General features: G+C 36.6%; 18 protein-coding genes. 10 read left to right on the top strand and 8 right to left on the bottom strand.

Going from position 1 to position 23,214, the window contains the following annotated elements:
* Positions 1-201: 201 nt before the first annotated feature.
* The gene (locus ACZ1AQ_RS03440) at positions 202-660 is read left to right on the top strand and encodes a nuclear transport factor 2 family protein (protein ID WP_489631549.1); all 459 of its coding nucleotides are present in this window, start codon (positions 202-204) and stop codon (positions 658-660) included.
* A gap of 4 nt (positions 661-664) precedes the next feature.
* Here ACZ1AQ_RS03440 and ACZ1AQ_RS03445 read toward each other — a convergent pair whose 3' ends face one another.
* Positions 665-1,042, bottom strand: coding sequence for a winged helix-turn-helix transcriptional regulator (locus ACZ1AQ_RS03445; protein ID WP_489631550.1), 378 nt, complete (start codon positions 1,040-1,042; stop codon positions 665-667).
* 130 nt (positions 1,043-1,172) lie between these two features.
* Here ACZ1AQ_RS03445 and ACZ1AQ_RS03450 point away from each other — a divergent pair, with 130 nt between their 5' ends.
* From ACZ1AQ_RS03450 to mgtE, 3 genes are all read left to right on the top strand, one after another.
* Positions 1,173-2,042, top strand: coding sequence for an SDR family oxidoreductase (locus tag ACZ1AQ_RS03450; RefSeq protein ID WP_489631551.1), 870 nt, complete (start codon positions 1,173-1,175; stop codon positions 2,040-2,042).
* Positions 2,043-2,210: 168 nt separating this feature from the next.
* Complete coding sequence (locus tag ACZ1AQ_RS03455; protein ID WP_489631552.1) at positions 2,211-2,999, top strand: PhzF family phenazine biosynthesis protein; 789 nt, start codon at positions 2,211-2,213, stop codon at positions 2,997-2,999.
* A gap of 75 nt (positions 3,000-3,074) precedes the next feature.
* Positions 3,075-4,391, top strand: coding sequence for a magnesium transporter (gene mgtE / locus ACZ1AQ_RS03460; RefSeq protein ID WP_489631553.1), 1,317 nt, complete (start codon positions 3,075-3,077; stop codon positions 4,389-4,391).
* Between the two features lie 165 nt (positions 4,392-4,556).
* Here mgtE and ACZ1AQ_RS03465 read toward each other — a convergent pair whose 3' ends face one another.
* Positions 4,557-6,149: a L,D-transpeptidase family protein gene (locus ACZ1AQ_RS03465; protein ID WP_489631554.1), complete on the bottom strand. Its 1,593-nt coding sequence runs from the start codon at positions 6,147-6,149 to the stop codon at positions 4,557-4,559.
* A gap of 74 nt (positions 6,150-6,223) precedes the next feature.
* A complete protein-coding gene (locus ACZ1AQ_RS03470; RefSeq protein WP_489631555.1) occupies positions 6,224-7,066 on the bottom strand; it encodes an AraC family transcriptional regulator in 843 nt (280 codons plus the stop codon).
* 91 nt (positions 7,067-7,157) lie between these two features.
* On the opposite strand from ACZ1AQ_RS03470, the gene ACZ1AQ_RS03475 reads away from it, so the two are divergent.
* From ACZ1AQ_RS03475 to ACZ1AQ_RS03495, 5 genes are all read left to right on the top strand, one after another.
* Positions 7,158-8,108, top strand: coding sequence for a polysaccharide deacetylase family protein (locus ACZ1AQ_RS03475; protein ID WP_489631556.1), 951 nt, complete (start codon positions 7,158-7,160; stop codon positions 8,106-8,108).
* Between the two features lie 10 nt (positions 8,109-8,118).
* Positions 8,119-8,547 (top strand): cupin domain-containing protein, encoded by a 429-nt coding sequence (locus tag ACZ1AQ_RS03480; RefSeq protein ID WP_489631557.1) that lies wholly within the window; start codon positions 8,119-8,121, stop codon positions 8,545-8,547.
* Between the two features lie 46 nt (positions 8,548-8,593).
* A complete protein-coding gene (locus ACZ1AQ_RS03485; RefSeq protein ID WP_489631558.1) occupies positions 8,594-9,250 on the top strand; it encodes an NAD(P)H-dependent oxidoreductase in 657 nt (218 codons plus the stop codon).
* Between the two features lie 264 nt (positions 9,251-9,514).
* Positions 9,515-9,778, top strand: coding sequence for a hypothetical protein (locus ACZ1AQ_RS03490; RefSeq protein WP_489631559.1), 264 nt, complete (start codon positions 9,515-9,517; stop codon positions 9,776-9,778).
* A gap of 69 nt (positions 9,779-9,847) precedes the next feature.
* Positions 9,848-10,963 carry an alkene reductase gene (locus tag ACZ1AQ_RS03495; RefSeq protein ID WP_489631560.1) on the top strand — a complete coding sequence of 372 codons (1,116 nt, stop codon included), beginning with the start codon at positions 9,848-9,850 and terminating at the stop codon, positions 10,961-10,963.
* A gap of 176 nt (positions 10,964-11,139) precedes the next feature.
* On the opposite strand, the gene ACZ1AQ_RS03500 is transcribed toward ACZ1AQ_RS03495, so the two are convergent.
* Genes ACZ1AQ_RS03500 through ACZ1AQ_RS03520 form a run of 5 tightly spaced genes read right to left on the bottom strand, consistent with a single transcriptional unit; the run spans position 11,140 to position 18,087 of the window.
* Positions 11,140-13,500, bottom strand: coding sequence for a DUF2357 domain-containing protein (locus ACZ1AQ_RS03500; RefSeq protein WP_489631561.1), 2,361 nt, complete (start codon positions 13,498-13,500; stop codon positions 11,140-11,142).
* 6 nt (positions 13,501-13,506) lie between these two features.
* Positions 13,507-15,453: an McrB family protein gene (locus ACZ1AQ_RS03505; RefSeq protein ID WP_489631562.1), complete on the bottom strand. Its 1,947-nt coding sequence runs from the start codon at positions 15,451-15,453 to the stop codon at positions 13,507-13,509.
* Between the two features lie 11 nt (positions 15,454-15,464).
* Positions 15,465-16,631, bottom strand: coding sequence for a phospholipase D-like domain-containing protein (locus ACZ1AQ_RS03510; RefSeq protein ID WP_489631563.1), 1,167 nt, complete (start codon positions 16,629-16,631; stop codon positions 15,465-15,467).
* 2 nt (positions 16,632-16,633) lie between these two features.
* The gene (locus ACZ1AQ_RS03515) at positions 16,634-17,869 is read right to left on the bottom strand and encodes a DNA cytosine methyltransferase (protein ID WP_489631564.1); all 1,236 of its coding nucleotides are present in this window, start codon (positions 17,867-17,869) and stop codon (positions 16,634-16,636) included.
* Entirely contained in the window at positions 17,866-18,087 is a 222-nt protein-coding gene (locus tag ACZ1AQ_RS03520; RefSeq protein WP_064714879.1) for a helix-turn-helix domain-containing protein, read from the bottom strand. Before ACZ1AQ_RS03520 ends, ACZ1AQ_RS03515 begins: the two co-directional genes overlap by 4 nt.
* 168 nt (positions 18,088-18,255) lie before the next feature.
* On the opposite strand from ACZ1AQ_RS03520, the gene ACZ1AQ_RS03525 reads away from it, so the two are divergent.
* Positions 18,256-23,202: a translocation/assembly module TamB domain-containing protein gene (locus ACZ1AQ_RS03525; protein ID WP_489631565.1), complete on the top strand. Its 4,947-nt coding sequence runs from the start codon at positions 18,256-18,258 to the stop codon at positions 23,200-23,202.
* The last annotated feature ends 12 nt before the right edge of the window (positions 23,203-23,214 follow it).

The raw sequence follows: 23,214 nt of genomic DNA on the forward strand, positions 1-23,214 counted from the left end.
TCAATTGAATTCCATGTAAAGCTGTCCTTATAAAAGGGCAGCTTTTTTTTGGTCTAAATATTTCTCAAAAATTACCCAAAGCCATACAACTTAAAGTCATACTATACTAAAAAAACACAAAAAAAAGTATGAGTTAAAGTCGGAATAATTTATTCATTACTTTTACAAATAATTGAAAAACAAAACACTAAATATCCACTTATGAAAAAACTAATAGCACTTGGTTTCGCAATTTTGGTATTCTCTTCTTGTCTTAATTCCAATTCATCAGCTATCGATAATGAGAAAATAGTACAACAATACTATGTGTATTTCAATCAACACCAATGGCAAAAAATGGCACAAATGTATCGTGAAAAAGCGCTATTCAAGGATCCGAGTTTGGGTTCAGGAACGGTAGTTCAAACAAGACAACAAATTGCTCAAAAATATACAGAATTGGCATCGCTTTTTCCAGATGTACACGACTCCATCGTAGCCATTTATCCTTCGAGTGACAAACATATCGTAGTGGAGTTCATATCAACTGGTACTGCGCCAGATCAATCTAAATTTAGCCTGCCCATTTGCACTATTTTCACGATCGAAAACGGGCAAATCACCAAAGATTTTACATACTACGACAATTTTGAAGCACCTGCTGCAAACGAAAAACAATAGTATTTTAACTATTTTTAAATCGTTCTCGGGAAGTTTTAATCTTTTGCATGTTTACTGCTGCCCATTGTGCTAGATTATCAATGTGTGGTACTAAAGACGCCCCCAAAGGTGTAATTTCGTACTCTACTCTTGGCGGTACTTCAGGATAAACAGTACGGAGTACCAAACCATCAGCTTCAAGAGTTCGCAAGGTAACCGTCAGCATTTTTTGCGAAATATCGGTTCCAATTTCTTTATTAATGGCATTAAAACGAAGCTTCTTCTTTTCGCCTAAAATTAACAAGACCAAAACCGACCATTTATCTCCAAAACGATCTAAAATCGTTCGTATAGGACAATTCAATAAATTAAAATCTTCTTTTTTTATTTTTTTTTCTTCCATAAACCATTGAATTTCAACAAAAGTAACTTTAAAGTAAGTTATGCACTAAAAAGTACCGTCTTGCATCATAACACTAACTAAAAGATATTTGCTATACAAAAGTAAGTATTAATATTAAAAGAAGTAACAAATGAATAAATTATTAATTACAGGAGCCACTGGCCAACTTGGCAGTCAAATCGTTTCAGAACTAACGAAAACTTATCCTATTGCTCAACTTTCGGTACTCGCAAGAAGTATCGAAAAAGGTCTTCCCTTTTCTGAAAAAGGAATAACCGTAAAAATCGGGAACTATCAAGATCCATCAAGTCTTGTAGAAGCCATGCAGGGAATCGACAGCGTTCTTTTAATCTCATCAAGTGATTTTAATGATCGAATTGGTCAACACAAAAATGTGATTGATGCCGCAAAAGCTGCTGGAGTACAACATATTTATTACACTGGAGTTGCAATAAAAAATATCGAAACTTCTCCCTTAAAACCGTTACTAGGAGATCATTTTGAAACTGAAGAACACATCAAACAAAGCGGACTAACCTATACTTTTTTACGCAATAGCTTGTATGCCGATGTGGTACCAATGTTTATTGGAGCCAACGTACTCGAAACAGGAGTCTTTTTCCCTGCTGGGGAAGGGAAAGTAGCTTTCGCAACCCGAAACGATTTGGCCAAAGCTATTGCCCAAATTATAGCAAGCAATGGACACGAAAATAAAACGTACCATCTTACTGGAAGCCAAGCACATTCTTTTTCAGAAATTGCTAGCTTTTTATCGGAACTCTCAGGAAAGGAAGTACCCTACATCAGCCCTTCCACGGCCGATTTCGAAAACGCTCTGAAAGGATTTGGACTTCCAGAACCCATCATTACCATGTCGGTACTTTTTGCAGCAGGAATAAAAAACAATGACTTTGAAAAAGTAGATGGCAGTCTAAAAACGTTCATTGATCAAGAACCAACTTCTTTAAAAACATTTTTGAAAGAAGCGTACCAATTATAAACTATCCCGCCCAAAGAAAATGAAACCTGATCCTCAAAACGTCAGGTTTTTTTTATGGAAATAAATAGCATTAGAAAGTCATCCATCGGTAAGAATAGTAACCATAAAAACCACAGAAATCCTTATTTTTGATAAATTTTAAAATACTACCCAACAAATTGTATCCCTATGAAATTAGACTTTTATCAAATTGATGCTTTTACCGATACTTTATTTGGAGGAAATCCAGCAGTAGTCGTTCCTTTGAAAGAGTGGTTACCCGATGCCCTTTTATTAAAAATCACCCAAGAAAATGCCGTTGCCGAAACCGCTTTTTTTGTGGACAAAGGCGAAAAAATTCACCTTCGTTGGTTTACTCCCGAAATCGAAATGGATTTGTGTGGTCATGCTACTTTGGCTACTGTTCATGCCTTAAAAACAATTTTGAATGACACGAGAAACACATTTGTCTTCGAAACCTTGAGCGGAGATCTCACTGTTTTAGTAGAAGGCGAATACTACTTCTTGAATTTCCCCTCTAGAATGCCTGTTCCTTCCACTCTTCCTGACACCCTACAAGCTGCATTGAGCGTCACTCCAAAAGAAGTTCTAAAATCTAGAGACTATGTTTTAATATATGAGAATGAAGAAAGTGTTAGAAACATTCAAATTGATCGCAATTTATTCGACCAAATCAATATGGAAACTGGAGGGGTAATTGTAACCGCACCTGGTAAAAACAGTGATTTTGTCTCTCGCTTTTTTACACCGCAAGCTTCGATACTTGAGGATCCTGTAACTGGTTCAGCACATTGCTCTTTGATTCCGCTTTGGGCAGAAAGATTGGGTAAAAATAAACTTTATGCGCTTCAAGTTTCTGAAAGAGTTGGTAAACTTAACTGTGAATTACGCGGCGATCGCGTTATCATTAGCGGTCAAGCCAAGACCTATGCGATAGGCTCTTTTTGGACAGAATAACAACATTCTTTTCAATCCTCTATATTGCTTGTTGTTGTAACACGAGCTTTTCAAAAACGATTAAATTCTATACAAATGGATCACATCACCTCCAAACATCCAGCCGATATAGCCGACCAATTGACACAACAAAGCAGCAAAGATCGCTTGCTTTCCTTTTTACTCTTGGCAGGTGAAGCCAAAGCCGAAGTGTTTCCGTATTTTGACAGTGAAATTCAACAAGAGCTCATTTTGAATTTGGGAGATGAAGCCACAAAGGAACTGTTTAACGAATTAGCTCCCGATGACAGAACGCTTCTTTTGACGGATTTCCCAGATAGCATCATCAAGGAAATTATCAATTTGTTGGACCAAAAAGAAAGAGAACAAGCGCTGAATTTATTGGGTTACGAAAGTGATAGTATTGCCCGATTGATGACGCCTCATTATATTCAGGCGAAAAAAGATTGGACGGTAAAACGAGTACTTGAATCGATTAAGATTTATGGCAAAAAAGCCGAAACACTCAATTTTGTGTATGTAGTGAATGACAAAAATAAGTTGATTGACGATTTACGTATTGGTCAGTTGCTTATGGCAGAAGACTCGACTTTGATTGAGGAGTTGATGGATAAAAATTTTATTGCCATTCGCACTACCGAAAAAATTGAAGAAAGCTTGGCTATTTTTGACAAATACGACCGTGAAGCCTTGCCTATTGTGACCGAAAAAGGCATTTTGGTGGGCATAGTGACTTTTGACGATTTATTAGAACAAATCGAGCAACGAGATACCGAGGACATGCAGAAATTTGGGGGTATGGAAGAATTGGATGTTTCGTACACCAAAACTACACTCTCCGATTTGGTAAAAAAACGTGCGGGTTGGTTGGTCGTTTTGTTTTTAGGCGAACTACTCACCGCCTCGGCTATGGGACATTATGATGACGAAATCGCCAAAGCCGTAGTTTTGGCCTTGTTCGTTCCGTTGATTATTTCTAGTGGAGGAAATTCGGGGTCGCAAGCGGCATCTTTGATAATTCGTGCTATGGCGCTAAAAGAATTGCAATTGCGTGATTGGTGGTATGTGATGAAAAAAGAGTTTGTTTCTGGACTGTTATTGGGAGGTATTCTTGGACTCCTAGGCTTTATCCGAATTGTGATTTGGCAAGAAGCAGGAATTTATGATTACGGTCCGTATTGGTTGTGGGTTGCGCTAAGTGTATCTACTTCGCTCCTATTTATCGTTTTATGGGGAACGCTTTCGGGCTCTTTGATTCCGTTTTTGTTACGCAAAATGAAACTTGACCCGGCAGCAGCTTCGGCTCCGTTTGTGGCTACCTTGGTGGATGTTACGGGATTGATTATTTACTTCTCGGTTTCGGCATTTTTCTTGGCGGGAAAACTGTTGTAATTTTTTTTAATCTCTTTTTTAATAACTATTTCCAAAAAAGCAACCCTATAACCTTATAGCCCCGGCAGCAATGGCATCCTTTGCCTTTTTCCTTTAAAAAGGCAAAGATATAATGGATGACGGGACGATGTTGCCAAAAAAGCCCCATTGCTCCCGCTCCAAAAACTACTCTTCTTTGAATAGTAAATTAGCCAATCGCTGGTCTCTTTCGTAGACGTCTTTGTAGAAGTAGATTTGCCCATCGTCTTTGACTACAGCGGTGAAATAGCCAATGTAAACTGGGATTTTGTTCTTCAAAACATAGCTATTTTCTTTGCCTTTGTGCATAGCGGCATCTATTTTTTCGGGTGTCCACGCTTTGTCGTTTTCGAGGATTTTGATGGCCAATTCACGAGGTTTTCCCACGCGGATGCAACCGTGACTGTAAGCGCGCTCTTCGTTGGCAAACAAGCCTTTGGATGGGGTATCGTGCAAATAAATATTGTTGGAATTGGGAAAAATAAACTTAACCAATCCCAAAGAATTGCTGTTTCCAGGCTTTTGACGCACGCGACCACCATTCCATTCCATATTGTGGCTGGCTAAATAATTGGGATTTTTGGCCATTCCGGGTTTTACCTCTTTGTTGATGATGCTGGTAGGAACATTCCAATACGGACTAAAGACGATATAACTCATTTTACCGCTAAAAATTACGGTTTTATTCATAGCTTTACCTACTACAACTGGCGAATCGAAGATTTTTTTGCCTCCGCGACTCAGGAACATATAGTATGACGGAATATTGACTACGATGAATTCGTTGGCCTTTTCTAAGTCGGGTGAAATCCAGCGACAACGCTCCATATTGACCATAATTTGCTCGATACGTTCTTCAATAGGTACGTTCATCGCCTGAATGTGTTTGGGCAACAAAACCACATCTTCTTTGAATCCGTTTCTGACCAAATAATTGGCCACACCTTTTTGAAGTTCTTCGTCGTAAATCGCGCTTTTAGAATCGGATGCAAGATCTTGCGAAAGGAACAAACGGCTTCGAATTTGCTGGATGGCTTGTGCGCTATCGCCGGGCTTGAAGGACTTGAAATCGGGGGCAACGGTAATCGTACCCCAGCCGCCTTTTTTCTCGATGTCACGGTATTTTTGCAAAAAATTACGCAGTTTTCCGTATTGACTGAACATGAGTTTTTCCTCTTTTAAAGCCTTCTTAGGATGCAACAAAATGGAATCCAATAATTGGGTATAACCAATTTCTTTTCGGGGTAAAAGCCAACCTATATTCTCTGTTATTTTTTGGTCGATGCCATTATACACTTTGTTTGCATAAAACAAATACAAGTGACTAAGCAATAAATCATTGGTCTCATTGGACAAATTGGTTTCGGAATGACCGTCAAAAATAGTATTCAATTCCTTTTCGTAAGGGAATTTGGTTTTGACACCTTCTTGTTCTCTATTTTCGTACTTAGAGTATAAGGTGTTGCCAAACTCTACTAACCCTTTTTTGTCATACCAAATCGAAGTAAATTGTTGCCTAGCATACAAGGATTTGATGGCCTCTTGATACGTTTGAAGTTTGGGGAATTTTTGATAAAATGCAGCAATGACTACCGAATCAATAGACAATTTTGCATACAACAAAGTGCCAGTTGCGCTTTTTGGTGCAGCAAATTCGGCTTCTTTCTTAGAATTGCAAGCAACTAGTGTAAAGCAAATGCTAAAGGCAAAAAACACGAGGATAAGGAGCTGTTTTTTCATAGGAGCTTTTTTTGTTAAATATATAGAAATCAAGGCAATTAGAAAACAGTTCGAAAAAGAAAGACTAAAAAAAGCTATTGTTTATCCGACTTTCGAAAGACAGTAGGTGCCACACCTTTGTATTTTTTGAATAATTTATTAAAATGACTCGCATCATTAAATCCCAAACGGCTGGCAATTTCGCCCACAGTAAAATTATTTTGCTGTAACAGTTGCTCGGCTTGTTTGAGTTTAATTTGAATCACATACTGTTGCAACGAAAGTCCCGTATGCTTTTTGATGTAAGCACTAATGTAATACTCGGATAAATGAAAAGTAGCAGCCAGGTCGTTAATTTTCATCTTTTCAGCATCGAGCGCATGTAGTCGGATATAAGATAATAGGGCTTGGAGACGATCATTTCCACGAGTAGGCATAGTCTCTGAGTCGTTACGGTGGCGCGCCAAATACAACATTATCGCTTTGAAAATAGTCAAAACAATGGTGTATTGGTAGGGTTCATCATTGCGAAACTCGTGCTGAATCACTTTGAGCAAATGAAATAAATGTGCTTTATCGGTAGAACTTGTAACTAAAGAACCTGCAAGATTATTAGTATTCAAAATAGCATTCTTGATACTGCTCACTGCTTCTTTGGAATTTGGATTCTCAATCAAATCAAAAAACACCTGTTCTGTAAATTTTATAAAAGAGAAAATAGTAGTTGATTGAATTTCAAAAGCGTGAGCATCTTCAGGGGTTAGCAAAAAGATATCGCCAGCGGTGTACGCAAAACGTAACCCATTGAGCAAATGCATACCCGTTCCTTGCTCAATGAAAATAATTTCGTAAAAATTATGCGTATGCCATTCGTATTCCCAAACATCCAAATGAAGAGAAAAAACATTGAGGGTATGAAAATTGGTAAAGCGTCTCATAATACCATTGATTTTTACAAATATACCCTTGTTTTTTACAAAACAAAACGGTTCAACGCAGATTAATTTTGTCTAAACTAAATGTTCTATCATGAAAACAAAAACAATCTCACTACTTTGTTCTTTATTTAGCTTATTCATTTTTTCGAATTGTCAAAAAAGAACAGCAGAGAAGGCAACCAAATCCTATTGGCCTAATGGTGCACAATTAGTGATTTCGGTATCGATGCAATTTGAAACAGGTGGTCAACCCGAAGGCGCCGAGAGTCCATTTTCAGGCAATCCGCTTCCCAAAGGAAATCCAGATTTGGCAGCCGATAGTTGGTACCGCTATGGAGCGAATGAAGGTATATATAGAATGCTCGATTTATGGAAAAAACACGATATCAAAGTAACATCGCATGTGGTAGGTGCCGCCGCAATACGATACCCTGAAGTAGCCATTGCCATTGCCAATCAAGGTCACGAAATTGCGGCACATGGCATCGCCTGGGACAATCAATGGAATAAAAGCTACGCCGATGAATTGGATTTTGTCAAAAAAGGAGTTGATACTGTAGCTGCCATCACAGGACAAAAAGCGGTGGGTTACAATGCCAATTGGTTGCGTAGAAGTCCTAATACACTCAAAGTGTTACAAGAATTAGGCTTTTTATACCACATTGATGATTTAAGTAGAGACGAGCCCTTTATTACCAAAGTCAATGGTAAAAACTTTGTCGTGATGCCGTATACCCTTCGCAACAACGACATCGTGAATATTGAAGGTAAAAAATGGAGTCCAGATCAATTTTTAGCACAATTGAAACTCGAATTCGACCAACTCTATGCCGAAGGCGCTACCAAAAGACGCATGATGTCTGTGAGTTTGCACGACAGAATTGGCGGAAGTCCAGCCATTGTAAAAGCAATGGATGAATTCATCGTTTATGCCAAATCAAAACCAGGTGTAGTCTTTATGCGCAAAGATGCCATAGCCAAAATGGTGCAAAATGACCCTAATACACCAATTGACAATGCCGAAGCAAAGTACAACAACTAATAAAGCAATCATGAATAAAACAACAATAATCGGAATCACTCTCTTTCTAATAGGTTGGGGAGCAAAGGCACAAAAAGGCAACGAAGTCAATCATTTTTCGATGGACACTTTAAAGTATGAAAAAATGATGGACAAGGTAGAACGCAAATATGCTTATGGAAGTGGCGGGATGATAGCGTATTTAAAACTAGAAAAAGGAGCTCATATTCAGCAACACCAGCATCCCAATGAACAAATCACTCATATACTTGAAGGAAAGGTAAAAGTTAGAATAAACAATAAAGAATACATCGTAAAAAAAGGTGATGTTTTAATCATTCCACCTAATGTACCTCACGAATTTTGGGCCTTAGAAAATACACTAGATTTAGATATTTTCACCCCCATTCGTATGGATTGGATTACTAAAACCGAAAACTATTTGACTCCCAAAAAATAATTGCAAAAAAATATTTTATCTTTATAATTCTCAAAATCAGAATACTATGAATAAACAAGAAATATTGTCCGCTTTTCAATTCCGTCATGCTTGCAAAGAATTCGATACCAACAAAATCATCCCGAAAGAAGATTTTGATTTTATTTTAGAAACGGCCCGTTTATCGCCTAGTTCATTTGGATTTGAACCTTGGCATTTTGTGGTGGTACAAGACAAAAATTTGAGAGAGTTACTCAAACAAAATGCTTGGGGCGCTCCTAAAAAATTAGAAACAGCAAGTCATTTTGTATTGGGACTAACCATGAAAGCGCCTTTGACCAAATGGGATAGCGAGTACATTGCAAATTTCATGAAAAACGTACAACAACTCCCAGAAGAGACCATCAAAGGAAAAAGCAAATTCTTTGAGGACTTCCAAAAATCAGATTTTGACCTCAACAACGAACGTCACTTATTCGACTGGGCCACCAAACAAAACTATATTGCCTTGGGAAATATGATGACAGCTGCCGCTATGATTGGCATTGACTCCTGTCCTATCGAAGGCTTCAACCAAAAAATATCCGAAGGCATCTTAGCCGAACATTTTGGCATCGACACCACGCAATATGGTTTAGCTTATATGGTCGCTTTTGGCTACCGAGTAATCGACCCTCGCCCAAAAACCAGAAGACCCATCGAAGAAGTCGTAACGTGGAAATAGATTGAAGGCAGAAATTAGAAGTTAGAGGTTAGAAGAAAGAAAATAAAAAATAGAACACAGATTAAACCTTAAACTTTTAACAATTCCCCACAAACAACAAACCATAAACAACAAACCATAAACAACAAACCATAAACAATTAAACAATTAACCATAAACAATTAACCGATTAAACAAGTACCAAACAACCATAAACAATTAACCATAAACAACAAACCATAAACAATTAACCGATTAAACAGCAAACCATAAACCACACCCCTCATGACGTTCAAAAAAATCCTCTTAAGTGCTTGCCTCACCGTTTTAGTCATTTACCTTGTATCCTTGGTGGTCTTGCTGCTATCGAGTGGCGGTCCTACAAATTATTGGGAAGCATTTAATCCCATATACCAACACGAAACCTGGTTGTTTGTCTTTGGTTGGTCGCTCGGCAATTGGGGCTATGCTTTGATGGCGGTATTGTGGTTGTTGTTGTTTACGGTTGTGTATCAATTGGTAAACAAACCCTCTTACTCCAATAAATAACGCCAGTTGCTAGTAATGGTCAAATGCGAAAAACTGCAAAGTTACCGCTGAACAATTAAATATAAACACATGAAATTACCTCATCTATTCTCCAAATATTCCCTTGGTAACATCGTACTCAACAATCGTTTCCTAATGGCACCCATGACCCGTTCTAGAGCATCACAACCTGGAGACATTCCCAATGCATTGATGGCCGAATACTATGCCCAACGCGCCTCGGCTGGCATTATCATCACCGAAGCAACACAGGTTTCGTTGCAAGGTATGGGCTACGCCAAAACTCCCGGCATTTACTCGCCCGAACAAATCGAAGGTTGGAAACTAACCACCCAAGCCGTGCACCAAGCCGGAAGCACCATTTTCCTCCAATTGTGGCACGTAGGTCGTGTGAGTAGTGCGCAAGTCAACGGATTGCAACCCCTCGCCCCCTCGGCGATAACCGCTCAAAAAACCAACGTATACATTTTTGATGGCGCACCCAATGGCGATGCTACTTTTGTACCCGTAGACGAACCCAAAGCCATGTCGCAAGCCGATATCGACCAAGCAATTGCCGAATTCGTACAAGGCGCCAAAAATGCCATAGCAGCCGGTTTTGATGGCGTAGAAATTCACGCCGCCAATGGCTACCTCATCGACCAGTTTCTTAGAAGCAACAGCAACCAACGCACCGATGCATACGGCGGAAGCCAAGAAAACCGCATCCGATTCTTGATAGAAACCACCACAGCCGTTGCCCAAGCCATTGGGAAAGAAAAAACAGGCGTTCGCTTGTCACCTTTCATCAGTTTCAAGGACATGAACGACCCCGAAATCCTCGAAACCATTGCCCTAGCCGCCGCCCAACTCAACAAGCTTGACATTGCCTATATCCATTTGTCAGAAGCTGATTGGGACGATGCACCGCAAATTCCAATGGACTTCAGAATCCAACTCCGAAACGATTTCAACAACACCATCATCGCCACCGGCAACAAAACTCCCGAAGAAGGAGAGCAATTACTAGCTGCACAACTTGTGGACTTAATTGGTTTTGGTCGCAACTTCTTAACCAATCCCGATTATCCCCAACGCCTACTCCTAGACGCCCCACTCAATCCCATCAGCGACACCCACACGCTTTTTGGAGGAGGCAGCAGCCGTGGCTATACCGATTATCCTTTTTGGGAGCAGCCCGCCTAAGGACCGCAAGTACGTCCCCTCCCGTGATACGTTCTATCTTTGTAGCCTCGTTCAAAAAAACGAGGCCACAAAGGATGCCACTACTCCCGGGGCTAGCCAGAACGAATAAGGTTTCGAACAACTTCAAATAAATAACGCTTCTCTGGGAATGGAGAAGCGTTGTTGTTTTTATGACTTTAGCTTTTGTTTTTTTTATTCATTAACTCAGTAAGTGTTACTGTAAAAGGTAAACCTACTTTTGAATAAATATTTTTTTCTGTTTTCTGAATCTCGATATACTTATCTAACTCTTTAAAATTCCAACTTACGTTTTCAAACTCTGGTGCTGTTACCTTTTCAATTTCGATTGATAAATAATACTCTTTTGGATTACTAGATGCTGGATAATTTAAAGAAGCTAAATGTAAATTAGAAAATACTTTTAGACCTTTACTTTTAATCTCATATAAATCGGAAGCAAACTCTTCACCATTTCTCCTTAACAACAAATACTTAGCATTTACTACTTCATTATTTAACTCTAAAGAACCTTTTTCTTCATCCATACGGAAAATATATTTTCCCTTTTCTTCATACCATTTGAATCTTTGTGGAGTTCTTGAATATCCAACTAACACAAAAGTGTCATCTGGAATTAGCTTCTTCCCATTCAAATATTCAGGAATTGGTTCATGAAGAATATTTTTGTCATGCTTATCAATTTGATAAATTTGATGCGCTTTATGAGTAACATTCTCTCTTTGAGATGCTCTGTCTAATAAGTGGTCAATCACTAAATCAATAAATTTGGACAATTCTGATATGTCATCATTATTACCCGTGGGATTAATAGAAAAAGCTCCTAAACCTGGTATAATCTCATGAAATCCTCTAATTTCTTTTTTCTCTGTACCTGGATATAAAACATAAGCACCGCCTGATCTTCTTATGGCATCTTTATAAGCGTGCATTTTAAGTAAATCGGCATTTTTGTATATTCCTTTTCGCTCATTGTTTTCTTCTTGTTCTATTAAATCATTATCAACAGAAGTTTCAATTTGGAATTGGTTTACTTTATATTTTGCATCAAAATGAATATGTACAATTAATTCATCTCTTTCTGCATCTTTCTCACTTAAAAATGCTGGCCAAACTGATAATGTATAATCTGGACGTAGTGTTGTGGTATAACTACCCGCGAGCCCATCAGTATATTTTGTTCCTCCTTTAAAAGAACGATTGTATGAAAACTTAACTGTCAACTCTCTGTTTTGTGTAATGAAATCTCCATACAAAGCCGTATGTTTTCCTTGTTTCACCATTACATTCAAACCATCTTTGGTTGGTTCGAGTAAATGACTAGAAGATTGTCCTTCGTGCTCTATATCTTTTATTTTAAATTTAGCTTTGAATAAATCATACAAGGTAAAAAACAACCAATACTCGTACAAAGTAGCAATATCTCTTTTACCCGCTTTATAAACATCATCGCCACCTTTCCAAACTAATTTAGCGGCTAAGTCAAATTGTAACCAAGTACTTAAAACTTCACGATAACCACTTTTTCTCTGTAAAACAGGACTGTTTAACTTTAAAGAGGTTGGTCTAGAAATATCCTTAAAAAAAGATTGATTCAAATAACCATCCAATTTCGAAACTAAATTGAACGCTTCAATTGAAGGTCTGGCGTATCCTTTATCTTTGAAGTACTGTTGGCAATCTTCTGCTAATCTTATAAAAACATCTAAAGCATGTTTTATAAATCGATTTTCCGATGTGTCTGCATGTTCAACCTTTCTAAAACTATTTATCTTATTAGGTATCGATTGAATACCCGCTTTGTATAATGAATGTGATGTTTGTAAAGGCATTCGATTATAACCCGATGAAATTTGTTTAGAAGCCGCATTATTGAATCTTTTTATCCTCCGAATATCTACCACTTCTTCCTCCGTATCCCAATTGGTTTTCGGAGAAGCTATAATTTTTAGTACTGCTTCTTCAAATTCTTTGTTTTGAATGATGGCACTAATAAAACTAAACCGTTGGTAAATGGTTTCGTTGTCTCTTGAAAAGTCTGGTTCAAAATTTTGTTCTACTGGAGAATTGATTTGCATTAAAAGTTCAGTACACTTATCGGTTATGTCTTTTAACATAAAACGGTAGTTTTCACGGTAACTTTTATCGAGTTCTGTATCGAACTTTGTGGCTAAAACTTCAATAGTAATTACAAATTCTTTGCCCACTTGCGTACTATCAGAAACAAATAATGTAAGTGTTCCTACATAAATATTGGGTACAATTCTTCCCTGAGATGGCTCTCGCTTTGATGACGAAACTACCCCATCAATACTACAATTTAAGCGGTATTTTTTATTGGTAAAAGCATACTCATAACTATTTCCTTCCAAAATTTGAAAGACACTTTCACCATTTTCATTGGCTTCATCTTCTGAAATTTCAAAAAGTTTTGCCGAGTTTTCGGGATAGATCTCTAAATAGTCCGTCTCGCTAAAGCCTATTAACGGTACCTTAATATGTTGTTTGATTCCCTCCATATTTCTCTATGCTTCAGCATAACTAGTAAAACCATTAGCCAACACATTTTTGTACATTCTGATTAGTTTTTCGAAGGAAATAGGATATTTTTTTGCTATACCATCAAAGTTATTTTTACATAAATCATCAAATTGCTTTTCGAAATCTTCTTTTTTTATACCCTCAATACATAATCCCGCTAAGGAAATTAATATTTTCACCAATTTGCTTCTAGAACCATGTAATTTTGGCAACAATTTTTGCATAATCGCTATATCTAAACAATCGGCATCTGTAACTGATGGCTCTAGCATTTTTAATTTTGCTGCAAGTTGCATTATCTCCGTAGCAGAACGGTAACCGAACTCGGCACCTACTTTCTTAAGCTCGTTAAAAAAATAAACTAACTCTTTTGTTAATGATTCATTTTTCTCTATTTCTCCTTTTTCGGCGATTGACAAAAAACTTTCTGCCATTGCAATTCCTTGTCCTTTTAGTTTTTTTAAATCTGGAATACCTGGACTTGCTAAAAAACCATTGATTTCATCTTCTGTTATTCTGAATTCTATTACGTTTGCTCTATCAAGTACTTTTGGACTGAACATATATGTTGTTTCATCAATATTAACAGTGCCAATAATAAATACATTTTTAGGCCAGCCAATTTCAAATGGAACTTGTAAACCATCTAAACTTTGTCTTCTATTACCCGAATATAATTTTATGGTATCGTTAGATTCCATAATACTCAAAAAGTCTGCAAAATAACGCTCTACATGACTTAAGTTCATTTCATCCAAAATCAAAAAGTAAGGTTTACTTAGATCATTATTAGCCTTAATAAGTAAGTTTAACACTCCACTATCAGGTGTGATGTATTCTTCTGCCACTAAACCATTTGGATAACCTACTAAAGGTTCCCGATTGGTCCAATCAGCTCCTACTGGAACAATTTTATATTGATTATCGCTTTCACAAATCCATTGCACAAAGCTTTGTGCTATTTTGGTTTTTCCTGAACCTGATAAGCCACTAAGAATAACGAATGGTTTAGAAGTTAGGGATGCTATGAAACGAAGAACAAGTATTTTCGAAATATTTAAATTTGATTCTAATACTTTATTAAAAAAAGAATCTACACTAAATATTTCTTTTTCCTCAATAAATAAATCTATTTTGCTACCTGAATTATATGCATTCCAAGCGTTCCATGGAGAACTAAACCAATTTTTAATAGGTTTGTTTGTTGATGTCCAAAGTGATTTTAAATCGTTATTCAATTTTTTATCAATAAGCTCAATTTGATTAATATCCAACCAAATATTAAAACCTGGTTCTGTAATTTTGTTTTCAATAAACCAATTACCAACTTCTGTTAATTTTGAGATATACTGTTTTGCAGTTGTTTCAATTCTTCCATTTGATTTAAGGAAATTAAAAAAATCTTTTTTAACATCATCCTCATTCTTAGAATTTAATTTCAACTTGGCAATATTATAATCATTATCAACAATTGAATCATAATTAGACATGTTAAAATTGTTGGGTAAAATATCAAACAATGCTCTAATTATTGATTTACCAATAATTGGATCAATCTTGCGAAAAGCTTGATTTGGTGCTTGTTTAGTTTCAGGACCAATATTAGGTGCGTCTTTTAAAGATGGATAAATATAGAAATCTTCTTTCATAAGTGTTTTAGGAAGAAATTCAAATATTTCAACTTCCAAATTAAAGTGTTTTTCTCCTTCCTCATCTTTAGGCAGGTTTGCAACTTTACCAATTGCCCTGAGTCCATTATCATAAGTATGAATTTTTTTTGAGCTATCGCCACTAATAACAATGAAAACTATATCGCCTATGGAAATCTCATCTTTATGCCAAGACAATCTATCAAAAACAATTTTTTCAGTTCTTTTTAATATTTGACCAATTGTGTTTTGATCATTTGTTCTAATTGAGTAAAAATTCATTACTTAATATTTTAATTTTCTAATTGATCAATAAAGTCATAATATGAGTTTAATTTTTTAAAATCAATTTCATAATTTTCATTATCAATTTTCCTTACTTCTACGGAATCAATACCTGCCTCTTCTAGTATATTATATGTTACTAATTCCCCTTCAGGAACTTTAAGAATATCCCTTAAAATCCATTCACCTAACACTTTATTTGGATTACTCATTAAACCCTTTCCTTTATTTACAATCTTTCCTCCGATATTAGTCTTGTATTTTTGACACATACTTGCGACTAATACTTTTCCATTTGGTAGATGTAGATTAAAATAAATGCCTTTTTCATTAAGTGGAAAAAAAAATGGAAACTTTTGATGAATAATTGCTGGCACTGGAATATATACTTCATCTTGGTGTCTAGTTCGTCCATTTGCATTCCATTGATTTAATCCGCTACCTTCTGCTACATCATCATATTTTGTAGAAAATAAAGGAAGTATAACAAATTCTTTCTCCTTTTCATTTTTAACAAAATCTAGTTTGTATTTATCAAATACATTTTTTAAAATTTCATAAGGATCATTTAAAATATCAACTTTTAATTCAGTGACATTTGTAGTATTGAATCTTTTATATAAAGTACTTTTGCTTAGATTAAAATTATATTCATTTATTTTATCATTAAAATAAATCGAATTTGCCTTAAGTTTTATATCACGGATAGCTTCCAAATTAATTAAATCCATTTGCTCTTCAAATATCAAAAATCTATTTGCTTCTCTTGTTACACAGTGATAAACTAAATTGTCGAGAGAATGAATAACTTTTGTTGATTCGATTCTTTTATTTCTTAAATATGAAATATAGTTAATAAATTCCTCTGGTTTTTTTACAAGTTCATGATAATCAGACCTATCTTTGTTGAATTCAGCAACTTTCTGTAATGATTTACCGTTATAATTTAGAAATGTTTTAAGACCAATACCGGTAGAATTTTTTGAAGCATCTGCTGAACTATCTCCTCTAGATAAATTGTTAGCATCAAAAGCTTTGCAAAAAATATTTTCAGCTGCTCTGTAATATAAATACGGTACATCACTATCAGAAAAAAGATTTGAAATACCACCAACTATTTTCAGTAAATTATAATATTCGTTAATGTTGTCTTTTGGTTGATTTTCTAAGAACATATTTAATGATTTATTACTTTAATTATTTCTATGGAAATTCTTTCAATTAAAGTTGTTGTTACAGAATTACCAGCTTGCATATATAATTTACTATTAGCTATATTTGGTAATAAATACTTGTCCATTGGATAACCTTGAAAAGCGAAACATTCTTTTGGTGTTAATTTTCTTATTCCATAATCATCTAAAACCAAAGGAACATTGTGTCCACCAGCACCCATATTTGCTGTTAAAGTTGGGCATACATTACTTTTGTTTTCTCTAACATAAACTCTTCTCCATTGATATATTGTTTCCTTAGAAGTCATTGTTTTTTCTAACTCAGGATAATATTGATGATTCTTTTTATAATAAAGATTATCAGCTTGTTTCCCTTTTTCTAAAATATCATGGATTGTCTTAGTCAAAGGAATTGGCTCAGGAAATTTAAAATCACTATGATTCTCAACTTGTGACTCATCAAAAGCAACAATAAAAATTCTTTCCCTATTTTGGGGAACATTTGCATGAGTAGCTGAATTTAATACTTTAGTATATGCTTTATATCCTAATTTTTGTTCTAAAATTTCAAGAATAATTTTGAATGTATTTCCTTTATCATGAGAGACCAAATTTTTCACATTTTCTAGAAAAACTACTTTAGGTCTTTTCGTTTCAATAATCTTTTCTATATCAAAAAACAATGTTCCTCTAGTATCGTGGAATCCTTTTCGATAACCAGCAATGGAAAAAGCCTGACAAGGAAACCCTGCACACAAAACATCAAAATCATTAGGTATGTAATTTTTAGTATATTCTTTTGTGATATCGCCAAAGGGTACTTCACCAAAATTAGCTTTATATGTAGTTTTAGCACCATCATTCCATTCTGATGTAAAAACACATTTACCTCCTACATTTTGTAATGCCAATCTAAAACCTCCAATACCTGCAAATAAATCGATAAATTTGAATTTATAGTTTTTAGGATTTGGAAAAGGTACATTTTCAACTTCAAAAAGTAATTGTTGCAAAGCAACTTCATTTAGTAGACCTAAATCAGTTTGTTCATTTTTATATTCAACGATTTGATTCAAGTATTTCTTTGCTTCTTTCTCATAATGTTTTTTTACTCCATTATGATAATTATGCAAATAATGAGTGAGAACAGCTTTACGATTGTCCTCCTCTTCTATAAAGCGAATTTTGAATTTTTTACCATCAAATTCATCAATTGATATTGTCTCTTTCATTTTCATCTTTTAAACTTTTTATCATTGAAGAATGTTGCTAAATCCGTTTCAAGTGCAACAACTATTTTTTCTAAAATCTCTACAGAAACATTTCGTTTCCCTTTTTCTATATCTGAGATATAATTTCTATCCACATCAGAAATGTTGGCTAAATACTCAATGGTAATATCCTTTTCTAGCCTGAGAATCTTGACTTTGTCTCCTATTTTTTCTTTTATATTCATGTTTTTAAAAATACTTTTACGCCTACAATTGTACCGCCTACAATCGTAAGCAAGATTAGGTTAGTTGTTAACAAATTATACTTAATAAAGTAACCCCAATCCCTCCACCCCAACCCACCACTTGCTACTTTGTTTTAAAAAAGCTACTTTTATGCTAAAATCGAACGTTTGAAACCTAATATCCAAAAAAGTATTTCGGTGGTACGCAAAATAGTCTTGGGGGCTGTCCTCTTGCTATTGGTTTTGGGTACAGCGTTGCATTTGCCTTTTGTACAACGTTTCGCTAAAGACCAAGCGGTCGATTACCTACAAGAAAAAATCAAAACCAAAGTACACATCGACTCGCTTTCGTTTGGGATTTTTCAACCCCTACAACTGCACGGCTTGTATTTATCCGACCAAAAGAAAGACACTTTACTGGCAGGACAACACCTTGCTGTCGATTTTAGTCTAGTCGATTTGATGGGCAACCAACTAACGTTAAACAGCATTACACTAGAAGGCATCACGGCCAAAATAGACCGCAACCGTCAAGGTACTTTCAATTTTGATTACATCACCCAAGCGTTTGCTTCTCCAGAAAAACCAGAAGAAGAGCCTTCAAAACCTATGGCTATTGTGCTGCGTAAAATCAATCTGAAACAAATACGCTTCGTATACAATGATGCTAAAGAGCCCATCAAGGCCACGCTAAAACTCAAACATTTCGACACCGAATTCCAAACCTTCGACATAGAAAAACAAGAAATCGATCTGCCAAAAATCAAAGCCACTGGACTCACGGCAGACGTAACCCAAGCCCTAAAAGCAACTCCCAAAACGGTAGTATCCAACAAAATAGTTAGCGCCCCAACGCCAGTTTGGAAAATCAACCTTGGCGAGATTGATATTCGCAAAGTACAAGTCGATTACTTAGAATCGGTTCAAAAAACCAAAGCCCACGTTTCCTTCAAACGCTGGTACACCAAAATAGATTTGATTGATTTGGCCAACGAACTCGTGGTCATCAACACCCTGAATTTCGAAAACCTAAGAGGTGCTGTAGCTTTGGGTAAAGTGAATAAGATTGCAGCTCCCAAGCTCGCCAACCCTGCCGAAAAACCGAACCAATGGGAAGTAAAAATCAATCAAACCGATGTCGCTCAACTGTTTTTTCAGTTTGACAACAACAACTTTAACCATTTGGCCAAAGGAATTGATTACAACCATATCCAACTCAAAAAAGCCCATCTCAAAGCGAATAATTTTCATTACAAACCCGAATCGATTGCGGTCAACGTAGCCTCTTTTGCCGGAAAAGAACAAAGTGGTTTGGTTATAGACTCCCTTTCCACCGACTTTTTCTTTGGTCCCAAAAACAGCTATTTGAAAAAGTTGTACCTCAAAACACCTCAAACCCTTTTGCGCAACCAAGTGCTTTTGGGTTATCCTTCTATAGCGGCTCTAAGCAAAAATCCGGGTGAGATATCCGTAAAAGCGAATCTCAAAAAGAGTCAGTTGGGTTTCAAAGATGTGCTTTTGTTAGCGCCACAACTCGCCAACACCAATCCGTTTGCAAGTAATCCAAAAGGAATTTTGCTGATTAACAGTACCGTTTCGGGCAAACTCAATCGCATCGAAATTCCCAACCTTGAAGTGAGCGGCATTGGTAAAACCAAATTACAAGCGAGTGGTTCTATCGTCGGCTTACCCAATGTAGACCAAGCCCGATTCGATATCGCCATTCAAAATTTTGAATCATCGGCACAAGATATAAAGCAATTCGCCCCAAAAGGAAGTTTGCCTTCCAACCTTAGCTTACCCAATCAATTGAGCGGAAAAGGAAGTTTCAAAGGAACGATTCACTCCTTTTTTACCGATGTGGTACTGAATAGTAGTTTTGGCAAAGCCAAAGTAAAAGCCACCTTCGACCAACGCCAAAAAAACAAAGAACGTTACGACGCCCAAGCCGAATTGACGAATTTTGATATCGGTCGTTTGATTCAGAACAAAGATTTAGGAAAAATAAGTAGCCGCATCCGAATAAAAGGAACAGGATTGGACCCCAAAACAGCAACAATTGCTAGTACAGGAACCGTATCTAAACTGATGTACAACAAATACACCTATCAAAATTTGAGTTGGAATGGTGCAATGAAACAAGGGGTTTGTGAAGCCACAATGGATGCGAACGACCCCAATTTGACCTTTAATCTAACTGGTACTGGAGGTATGAGCGGTAATACTCCAAAAGGAAACGTAAAACTTCATTTGGACATCGCCGATTTAGAAAAACTAAACCTTCACGCAGGCCCTTTAAAACTAAAAGGCGAAGTGGACGCCAATATGCTTTCCGCCGATTTGGACAGACTCAACGGAACGGTAGTCGCACACCAACTCGTAATCACCAATGAAAAAGGAGCTTTCCCAGTAGATTCTGTTCAATTTAAAGCGGTATCGAATAAAGAAAAAACCGAATTGGTTTTGCATTCTAGCCTAATGGATGCGACTATGGAAGGACAATTTAAAATTAGCCAATTAGCAACGGCTTTACAAAACTCAATAGCGCATTATTACAATACGACACCAAAAGCCAAAAGAAAAACAACGGCTCCGCAACAATTCAGCTTTACACTCAATACCAAAGAAAGTCCTTTGTTTGCACAGTTATTACCCGACGTAAAGGAATTGGCTCCTCTTCAGTTTTCGGGACGTTACAATTCGGTAAACGACTCGATTGCAGTCACAGGAAAGATACCAAAATTGGTCTACGGCGACCAAACCCTAACCGATGCTAATCTCAACATTACTACTAATGACAATGCGCTGAACTATAGCATTACCATTGACGACATACAAAATCCACAAATGCAATTGCCTTTTACTTTACTGTCTGGAAAAGTAGCCAACAATCAAATCGATTATGCCTTGCAGCTTAAAGATAATAAAGACAAAGAGCGTTATTTCCTTTCAGGAAATGTAACAAGCAGTCAAGGTAATACTTTGCTACATTTGGATAAAAATGCCTTGCTGAATTACGAAAATTGGCAAATTCCAGAAAACAATCAAATCGTTTCTACGCCCAAAGGATTGATTATCTCGGATTTCAAATTAGAACACGAAGGGAGCAGTATAAGTGTGCAATCGCAAACGCCAAACGCCAATGCCCCTATCGCTTTGGCATTTGAAAATTTCGACATCCAAACGCTAAGTAGTATGGTCGAAAAAGATGACTGGCAAATGAGCGGAAAAATCAACGGAACGGCTGTGGTCAAAAACATAGCAACACAACCACTTTTCACCTCGGACATAAAAATCAACGCCTTTACTTTCAAAAAAGAAGCCGTGGGCGATTTTGTGATTCAAATTAAAAACGAAAAACAAAACCAATACGATGCGCACGTAGCACTTACCGGACAAGAAAATGATGTTCAACTAAACGGGACATACAGTAGCCAAAATGATAGTTTCGATTTGAAATTGGCCATAGCAAAACTCAATATGAAAAGTATACAAGGCTTTTCAATGGGACAATTAACAAAAAGCACTGGATTTTTATCCGGTAGTTTCGATATCTCTGGAACCACAGCAACTCCCAATCTGACTGGGCAAGTGCAGTTTAACAACGTTGGCTTCAATGTAAAGCAGCTCAATGCCAATTTTAATTCCATAAACGATGCCATCACTTTTGAAGATCAAAAAATCATCTTTAAAAAGTTTACGATAAAAGATGAAAAAGGCAACGATTTGAGTATTGATGGTAATCTCGATATGGCTACTCTTAACAACCTAGGGTTTGATATGACCATTGATGCCGAAAATTTCAAAGCCATTAATTCAAAGGCCAAAGACAACGAATTGTTCTATGGCGAATTATTCCTAGACAATCACATAGTCATTAAAGGAACCATGAAAAATCCAAACATCACTGGAAAAATAAAAGTCAATAAAGCTACTAAGTTTACCATTGTTGTCCCGCAATCCGACCCTTCGATAGCAGACAGAGAAGGCATTGTTGAGTTTATCGACCAAGACCATCCTGTTTTGGTGGCGACTTTAAATGGAGACAAAAAAGCCAGTCAAAGCGACATTATGGGCATCAATGCATCAGTAGATATTACGGTAGATAAAGAAGCCGAACTAACCATGATTATTGATAAAACAACTGGTGATTTTGTAAAAGCAAAAGGTACTGCCAACTTAAACGGTGGCATTGACGCCTCCGGAAAAACTAATCTCACCGGAAAATATGAGCTAGAAGAAGGTGAGTATGAAATGACGTTCAGTTCCTTGAAAAGAAAATTCGACATCAAAAAAGGAAGCTACATTTTATGGAAAGGCGAACCTATGGAAGCCGATATCAATATTACCGCAATATACAAAGTGACCACGGCGCCTATCGACTTGGTACTAAACCAAATTGGTAGTGTTTCAGAGGCAGAAAAAAACACCTATAAAGAGAAAATTCCGTTTGAAACCGAGCTGAAAATGACAGGAGAAATTATGAAGCCCGAAATTGCATTTGATATCGTAGTCCCAGAAAACAGTTCCGTTTCGTCAAAGGTGATAAGTACTACAAAATCAAAATTAGACCAACTGAGACAAGACCCGAACGAAATGAACAAACAAGTATTTGCATTATTGGTTTTGGGCAATTTTATGGGTGAAAATCCATTGTCGAGCGAATCAGGTTTCTCGGCCGAATCGATGGCAAGAGGAAGTGTAAGTAAAATTTTATCCAATCAGTTGAACAATTTTGCAGGCAATTTAATAAAAGGTGTTGAATTGAATTTTGATTTGCAATCCACCGAAGATTACTCTACAGGCAAAAAAGAAGAAAAAACAGATTTGAATGTAGCCGTATCCAAAAAACTATTCAAAGACCGAGTAAAAGTTACGGTGGGCAGTAGTTTCGAATTGGAAGGCAACCAACAAACCAATGAAAAAGCCACCAACATTGCAGGCGATGTCACCATCGATTACCAAATCACAAAAGACGGTCGTTACAAAATAAGAGGATATCGCGTAAATAAATACCAAGTGGCGCTTCAAGGAGAAGTGGTCGAAACTGGAGTTTCTTTCATCATTACGATGGATTACAATAAATTTAAGGAGTTGTTTCGGAGAAGTAAATAAGGAATCAAAACC

This window comes from Flavobacterium sp. UM26 (assembly GCF_057922445.1).

Bases quoted from the DNA above. Each gene is read 5' to 3' on its own strand.
- ACZ1AQ_RS03495 (WP_489631560.1), top strand. From the start codon at position 9,848: ATGAAATTACCTCATCTATTCTCCAAATATTCCCTTGGTAACATCGTA.
- ACZ1AQ_RS03515 (WP_489631564.1), bottom strand. From the start codon at position 17,869: ATGAAAATGAAAGAGACAATATCAATTGATGAATTTGATGGTAAAAAA.
- ACZ1AQ_RS03490 (WP_489631559.1), top strand. From the start codon at position 9,515: ATGACGTTCAAAAAAATCCTCTTAAGTGCTTGCCTCACCGTTTTAGTC.
- ACZ1AQ_RS03440 (WP_489631549.1), top strand. From the start codon at position 202: ATGAAAAAACTAATAGCACTTGGTTTCGCAATTTTGGTATTCTCTTCT.
- ACZ1AQ_RS03480 (WP_489631557.1), top strand. From the start codon at position 8,119: ATGAATAAAACAACAATAATCGGAATCACTCTCTTTCTAATAGGTTGG.
- mgtE (WP_489631553.1), top strand. From the start codon at position 3,075: ATGGATCACATCACCTCCAAACATCCAGCCGATATAGCCGACCAATTG.
- ACZ1AQ_RS03445 (WP_489631550.1), bottom strand. From the start codon at position 1,042: ATGGAAGAAAAAAAAATAAAAAAAGAAGATTTTAATTTATTGAATTGT.
- ACZ1AQ_RS03485 (WP_489631558.1), top strand. From the start codon at position 8,594: ATGAATAAACAAGAAATATTGTCCGCTTTTCAATTCCGTCATGCTTGC.
- ACZ1AQ_RS03520 (WP_064714879.1), bottom strand. From the start codon at position 18,087: ATGAATATAAAAGAAAAAATAGGAGACAAAGTCAAGATTCTCAGGCTA.
- ACZ1AQ_RS03465 (WP_489631554.1), bottom strand. From the start codon at position 6,149: ATGAAAAAACAGCTCCTTATCCTCGTGTTTTTTGCCTTTAGCATTTGC.
- ACZ1AQ_RS03455 (WP_489631552.1), top strand. From the start codon at position 2,211: ATGAAATTAGACTTTTATCAAATTGATGCTTTTACCGATACTTTATTT.
- ACZ1AQ_RS03470 (WP_489631555.1), bottom strand. From the start codon at position 7,066: ATGAGACGCTTTACCAATTTTCATACCCTCAATGTTTTTTCTCTTCAT.
- ACZ1AQ_RS03475 (WP_489631556.1), top strand. From the start codon at position 7,158: ATGAAAACAAAAACAATCTCACTACTTTGTTCTTTATTTAGCTTATTC.
- ACZ1AQ_RS03450 (WP_489631551.1), top strand. From the start codon at position 1,173: ATGAATAAATTATTAATTACAGGAGCCACTGGCCAACTTGGCAGTCAA.
- ACZ1AQ_RS03510 (WP_489631563.1), bottom strand. From the start codon at position 16,631: ATGTTCTTAGAAAATCAACCAAAAGACAACATTAACGAATATTATAAT.
- ACZ1AQ_RS03500 (WP_489631561.1), bottom strand. From the start codon at position 13,500: ATGGAGGGAATCAAACAACATATTAAGGTACCGTTAATAGGCTTTAGC.
- ACZ1AQ_RS03505 (WP_489631562.1), bottom strand. From the start codon at position 15,453: ATGAATTTTTACTCAATTAGAACAAATGATCAAAACACAATTGGTCAA.